This window comes from Streptomyces sp. SID3212 (genome assembly GCF_009865405.1).
Classification (GTDB): domain Bacteria; phylum Actinomycetota; class Actinomycetes; order Streptomycetales; family Streptomycetaceae; genus Streptomyces.
On record NZ_WWJY01001061.1, the window covers coordinates 1 to 2957 of the forward strand.

General features: G+C 73.4%; 2 protein-coding genes. Both read right to left on the bottom strand.

Translation table 11 applies throughout. From position 1 onward, the window contains the following. Positions 1–118: 118 nt before the first annotated feature. A complete protein-coding gene (locus GT042_RS31595; RefSeq protein ID WP_161312120.1) occupies positions 119–286 on the bottom strand; it encodes an MbtH family protein in 168 nt (55 codons plus the stop codon). 82 nt (positions 287–368) lie between these two features. Further along, a partial coding sequence (locus tag GT042_RS31600; RefSeq protein ID WP_161312121.1) for a non-ribosomal peptide synthetase occupies positions 369–2957 on the bottom strand: 2589 nt, incomplete at its 5' end.

The window sequence follows — 2957 nt, forward strand, 5'->3', positions numbered from 1 at the left end:
CAGCCCGTCCGGCGCTTGAGGACACCCACCCACCGGCCCGCGCGGGCGCATTCAGCCCGTCCGGCGCTTGAGGACAACCGCCCGCGCGGCGGCCTACCGCGCAACAACACCCGCAAGGTCAGGCGCGTGCGCTCAGCGGGCGCAAGTCCGTCCACACCTCGCCGATCCTCGCCAGGCACTCCTCCCGCGAACCCCTCGTCCCCTCCGCCCGCCACCCCGGCGGGATCTCCTGGTCGGTCGGCCAGACCGAGTACTGCTCCTCGTGGTTGACGACCACTGCGAACATCGTTCCTCCTAGGGATAGTGGGACATGAGTCAAAGCGTGGGGCCGGCCCGCGAGCCGAAGGGAGGCACACACAGCCGTCGCCTCACGGCGACAACCCCTCCACCGCCTCCCCCTCCGACATCGCGTCGATCTCCGCGATCAGCAGCTCCTCCACCCGCGCCGCCAACCCGGCAAGCACCCGGTGGTCGAAAACGTCCCGGATGCTGATCTCCAGGCCCGCCACCGAGCGGATCCTCGCCGCCACCCGCGTCACCCGCAGCGAGTCGCCGCCGAGGGAGAAGAAGTCGTCCAGGGCACCCACCCGCTCGACCCCCAGCACCTCCTCCCACAGCTCCGCGACGAGCGCCTCCGCGTCCGTGCGGGGCGCGACGTACGCGGGCCCGGCGACCGACGGGCCCGGCAGCGGCAGCGCCGAGACGTCCGGCTTGCCGTTGACCGTCAGCGGTATCCGGTCGAGGACCATCAGCCCGCTCGGCACCATGAAGGTGGGGAGCAACCCACCCATGTGATCGAGGAGTTCAGGGGCCAGGGGCGGCCTCGTGCCCGGCGACGGGACCACATACCCCAGCAGCCGACCCTCCCGTACGACCACCAGCGCCTGCGCCACCGCCGGGTGGCTCGTCAGCGCGTGCTCCACCTCGCCCGGCTCGATCCGGTAGCCGCGAAGCTTCACCTGCCCGTCCGTCCGGCCGACGAACTCCAGCTCCCCGTCCGGCAGTCGGCGCACCCGGTCGCCCGTGCGGTACATCCGGCTGCCGTCCGCCGCGAACGGATCCGGCAGGAAGCGCTCCGCCGTCAGGTCCGGCCGACCGGCGTATCCCCGGGCCAACCCTCGCCCGCCGAGGAAGAGTTCACCCTCGGTGCCGTCGGGCACCAGCCCTAGCCGTTCGTCCAGCACATAGCACCGCACCCCGGCCAGCGGCCGTCCGATCGGCGGCCGGGCGACCACACCGTCCGAAGGTACCGACAGGTCCGCGCTCGTGGCGATCACCGTCGCCTCCGTCGGACCGTACGTGTTCACCAGCCGGACCCGCCCGCCGTGCCGCGCATGCCACCGCGCCAGTACGGTGCCGTCCACGACCGAACCCCCGAGCACCACCAGCCGCAGATCCGCCGGCCAGGTGAACTCGTCCTCCATCAGCACCAGTTCGTGCCAGTACGCGGTCGGCAGATCAAGGACCGTGACGCCCGCGCCGCCCTCCGCGCGCAGGACGTCGGGGAGCGTACGGGAGCCGCCGGGCAGCAGGACGCAGCAGGCGCCCGACGCCAGGGCGGGCCAGATCTCCTCGGCGTGGGTGTCGAACCCGACGGAGGCGAACTGAACGATCCGGTCGCCGGGCCGAAGGCCGTACCCCTCCCCGGCCGCCGTCCCGGTCGTCGCCGGGCCGGTCTCCGCCGTCCCGGTCATCCACTCCACCCGGTCCGCCAGCGCACCCTGTTCGACCACCACCCCCTTGGGCCGGCCGGTGGATCCCGAGGTGAACAGCACGTACGCCGGATCGGTCGCCGCGACACCCGGCCACGAACTCGCGAACGGATTCGCCACCGCGCCGTCCGGCCACTCCTCCGGCACAGCCAGCACCGGTATCCCCAGGTCAGGACCCTCCCCCGCCGTGATCAGCAGCCGCGCTCCCCCGTCCCCGACCAGCTGCCGCAGCCGCTCCGGCGGATACGCCTCGTCCAGCGGCAGGTAGCCGCCGCCCGCCTTCCACACCGCGAGCAGCGCGATCACCAACGCGTAGGACGGCGGGATCCGTACCGCGACGACCCCACCCCCCAGCGGCCCGATCCGCGCGGCCAACAACGAGGAACGGCGGTCCAGTTCGGCGTACGAGAGTGTGTCGTCGCCCATTGCCAGCGCGGGCGCGCCGGGCCGCAGGGCGACCTGTTCGGCGAAGCGCGCCGGTACCGTACGGCGGTCCGGGTCCAGCCGGGGCCCGGTCCCGCGCGCGAGAACGGCGGCCCGCTCCGCCGCGTCGAGCAGCCAGTCGCCGTGCACGGGCAGCAGCGGATCCGCCGTGGCCCGGCTCAGCAGGGTGCGGTAGCGCCGCGCCAGGGTCTCGACGGTCGACCGGTCGAACAGCTCCTCGTCGTACGAGAAGGAGCAGGTCAGCCCGGTCTCCGTCCGCCAGGCATCCAGCAGCAGATCGGCCTTGGCCCGGTCGAAGCCGGAGTCCAGGGACAACAGGGTGACGCCAGGGGGGAGTTGGGGTTCAGCGGCGCCGCCCCCCGTCTCGTGCTGGCTCTGGAGCACGAGCAGCGTCCTGAACGGCAGTCCACCGGGCGGTTCGCCCAGGTCCGCCGCCAGCCGCTCCAGCGGTACGTCCTGGTGGGCGAGCGCGCCCATGGTCGCGGACCGGACCCGCCGCAGCACCGTACGGAAGTCCGGGCCACGGCCCGCGTCCCCCCGCAGGTCCGCACGGATCACGGCGGTCCGGGTGAAGTAGCCGATCAACGCCTCGTGCGCCACGTCGGGCCGGCCCGCGAGCGGCGTACCGACCGTGAAGTCGTCCTGGCCGCACCAGCGGCCCAGCAGACTCTGGTAGGCGGTGAGGAGCACCATGAAGGGGGTGCAGCGCTCCTGCCGGGCCAACCGGTCGACGGCGTCGGTGAGTTCGGGGCCGAGCGCGAGGTCCGCGAATCCGGCGGGCCGCCGCGGATCGGCCGGCCG

Coding starts and splice junctions, on each gene's coding strand:
- GT042_RS31595 (WP_161312120.1), bottom strand. CDS start 286: ATGTTCGCAGTGGTCGTCAACCACGAGGAGCAGTACTCGGTCTGGCCG.